The following is a 3,403-nucleotide window of genomic DNA, read 5'->3' as shown; positions in this document are numbered from 1 at the left end:
TCCATACTGACGAGCTCCAGCGTTAATACGTTGAATCCATAAAGCACGGAAAGTTCTTTTTTTGTTTTTACGGTCTCTATAAGAATAAACCATTCCTTTTTCAACCGCATTTTTTGCTACTGTATAAACGTTTTTTCTACGTCCAAAGTAACCTTTTGCTAGCTTCAATATCTTTTTTCTTTTAGCTCTTGAAGCAACTGAATTTACTGATCTTGGCATAATTTCATTTGTTTTTTTGTAGTAGGCGTCAAAATTAAATTTGAACTTATGTTAGCTCTACTCCAAGGTTAATAATTAAATTCCCTGTAACTTTATTATTTTAAAGTTAACTGTTGTAAAATGTTTGCTCTATCTGCTTTATGTACTAAACCATCATGAGTTAACTTTAATTTACGTTTTTTGCTTTTTTTAGTCAAAATGTGACTCTTAAAAGCATGCTTTCTTTTAATTTTTCCAGAAGCCGTAAGCTTAAAACGCTTTTTGGCACTAGATTTTGTTTTCATTTTAGGCATCTTTCTTCTACTTTTTTTATCTTGCTTATTATCTTTAACTTCTATGTTGAAGTTTTATTTCTTTTTTGGAGCTAGGTACATAATCATGCGCTTACCTTCTAATTTAGGCATTTGCTCAACTTTACCATATTCTTCTAATTCTGTTGCCAATCTTAAAAGTAATATATGTCCTTGATCTTTGTAAATAATAGATCTACCTTTAAAAAACACAAACGCTTTTAATTTTGCGCCTTCTTGTAAAAACTTAATGGCATGTTTCTTTTTAAATTCAAAGTCATGTTCATCAGTATTTGGTCCAAATCTAATTTCTTTAACTACAACTTTCGTTGCTTTAGATTTTTGTGCTTTTTCACGTTTTTTTTGTTCGTATAGAAATTTCTTATAATCTATAATTTTACAAACAGGCGGGTCTGCTTTTGGTGATATTTCAACCAAATCTAGTTCTTGTTCTCTAGCAAGTGATTTTGCTTTAGAAATTGAATATACACCAACTTCTACGTTTTCACCAACTAAACGTACTTCCTCAACAAATTTAATGTGCTCATTAATTCTATGTTGATCTTCTTTGATTATTCTCCAGGGTTTTCTTCCCCCTCTTCTCTTGATTGCTATAGCCGTAAATTTAAATTAAACTAAAATTGTTTTAATGTACTGTTTATTTCTTTATTAATATATGATGTAAATTCACTAATTGTTAGTGTACCCATATCACCATCTCCTTGTTTTCTTACAGAAACTGTCCCGTTTTCTTCTTCTTTCTCACCTACAATTAGCATAAACGGTATCTTGTTTAACTCAGCATCTCTAATCTTCCTACCCGTTTTCTCACTTCTGTCATCTATAAGGGCGCGAATTTCGGAATTTTCTAGCAAATGTAAAACATTTTCTGCATATTTTTGATATTTCTCACTGATTGGTAGTATAATAACTTGCTCAGGAGTCAACCAAAGTGGAAATTTACCACCTGTATGCTCAATTAACACAGCTATAAAACGTTCCATTGACCCAAAAGGAGCTCTATGAATCATCACAGGTCTGTGTAATTGATTATCTGCACCTTTATAGCTTAAATCAAAACGTTCAGGTAAATTATAATCAACTTGTATAGTTCCTAGTTGCCAGTTTCTACCCAAAGCATCTTTCACCATAAAGTCTAATTTAGGACCGTAAAATGCAGCTTCACCATATTCAACAACATAATCTAACCCTTTTTCTTTGGCGGCATTTATAATAGCATTTTCAGCTTTGTCCCAATTTTCATCACTTCCAATATATTTATCATTTTTTTCTTTGTCTCTAAGTGATACTTGAGCTGTGAAATTTTCAAAGCTTAATGATTTAAATACGTATAATACTAAATCAATAACATCTTTAAATTCTTTATCAAGCTGATCTGGTGTGCAAAAAATGTGAGCGTCATCTTGTGTAAAACCTCTAACTCTTGTTAATCCGTGTAATTCTCCACTTTGTTCATATCTATATACAGTACCAAATTCAGCAAAACGTTTTGGTAGCTCTTTGTACGAATAAGGTTTGTTATTATAAATTTCACAGTGATGTGGACAGTTCATTGGTTTTAAAAAGAATTCTTCATCCTCTTTTGGAGTATGAATTGGCTGAAAACTATCTTCACCGTATTTTTCATAATGTCCAGAAGTAACATATAATTCTTTTTGCCCAATATGAGGTGTCATCACCATTTCATATCCAGCTTTTTTCTGTGCTTTTTTTAAGAAATTCTCTAAGCGTTCTCTCAATGCGGCACCCTTTGGAAGCCAAAGAGGTAATCCTTGCCCAACTTTTGCTGAAAAAGCAAATAATTCTAACTCTTTACCTAGTTTTCTGTGATCACGTTTTTTAGCTTCTTCTAACAATGCTAAATATTCAGTTAGCATTTTTTGCTTCGGAAACGAAATACCATAAATACGTGTAAGTTGATTATTTTTTTCATCACCACGCCAATAGGCTCCAGCAACACTCATAACTTTTACAGCTTTAATAATTCCTGTATTAGGAATGTGTCCTCCTCTACATAAATCTGTAAAATCTGAATGATCACAAAAAGTAATTTCGCCATCTTCTAAGTTTTCAATCAATTCAACTTTATATTCATTGTTTTGACCTTTATAGAAGTTTAAAGCATCTTCTTTTGAAACTTCACGCATTTTAAACTCATGTTTTCCACGAGCCAGTTCAAGCATTTTTTGTTCAATAGCTTTAAAATCTTTATCTGAAATTACATTGTCACCTAAATCAACATCATAATAATAGCCATTTTCAATCGCAGGACCAATAGTCAACTTAACATCAGGGTAAAATGAAGTGATTGCTTGCGCTAAAACGTGAGCTGAAGAATGCCAAAAAGTTTTTTTACCTTCTTCGTCATTAAAAGTGCAAAGGACTAAGTTTCCATTTTCAGTTAAAGGAGTAGAAGATTCTACAGTTATATCGTTAAATTTTGCTGAAATTACATTTCTAGCAAAACCTTCACTAATATTTTTTGCAACATCCATAGGAGTGCTTCCTTTTTGAAAATCTTTAACTGTGCCGTCTGGTAAAGTTATTTGAATCATATATTTTTATTAAAGTTGCAAAGGTATTAGAAAACTATTAGTTGCGCAATAGCATTTTGAAATGAAAACAATGTTTATTATAAGGGTTTTAATATTTAAGCTACACCATTATACCTTAATGATAAATTTACATGAAATAAGTTCTATTGAATTTGAATAGGTATTTATAGGTAGATTTAGGGGGTAAATACTTTTTAAGTATCATACTTTCAGATATTTGGTTTGTTTCGAGAAAAAACTTCAAAAAAAAGGCAATTTTTTATTTGGTGATTATGAAAAAGGTTTTACATTTGCAGCCCGCAATTGAGGATATTGGTT

The 3,403-nt window shown here is 31.2% G+C and carries 4 protein-coding genes; all 4 read right to left on the bottom strand.

The window, feature by feature from the left end; translation table 11 throughout:
- The coding region (gene rplT, locus GQ540_RS05540) for a 50S ribosomal protein L20 (RefSeq protein ID WP_291798526.1) at positions 1–219 on the bottom strand (219 nt) is incomplete at its 3' end.
- Between the two features lie 95 nt (positions 220–314).
- A complete protein-coding gene (gene rpmI / locus GQ540_RS05535; RefSeq protein ID WP_291798524.1) occupies positions 315–512 on the bottom strand; it encodes a 50S ribosomal protein L35 in 198 nt (65 codons plus the stop codon).
- A gap of 54 nt (positions 513–566) precedes the next feature.
- On the bottom strand, positions 567–1,082 hold the full coding sequence (gene infC, locus GQ540_RS05530; protein WP_291798529.1) for a translation initiation factor IF-3: 516 nt from the start codon (positions 1,080–1,082) through the stop codon (positions 567–569).
- 62 nt (positions 1,083–1,144) lie between these two features.
- On the bottom strand, positions 1,145–3,085 hold the full coding sequence (thrS, locus tag GQ540_RS05525) for a threonine--tRNA ligase (RefSeq protein ID WP_291798521.1): 1,941 nt from the start codon (positions 3,083–3,085) through the stop codon (positions 1,145–1,147).
- Positions 3,086–3,403: the final 318 nt, after the last annotated feature.

This window comes from Lutibacter sp. (genome assembly GCF_013139515.1).
In the GTDB taxonomy this organism is placed as follows: Bacteria; Bacteroidota; Bacteroidia; order Flavobacteriales; family Flavobacteriaceae; genus Lutibacter.
The sequence above is the reverse complement of the archived record's forward strand: the minus strand, read 5'-3'. Positions and strand labels throughout refer to the sequence as shown.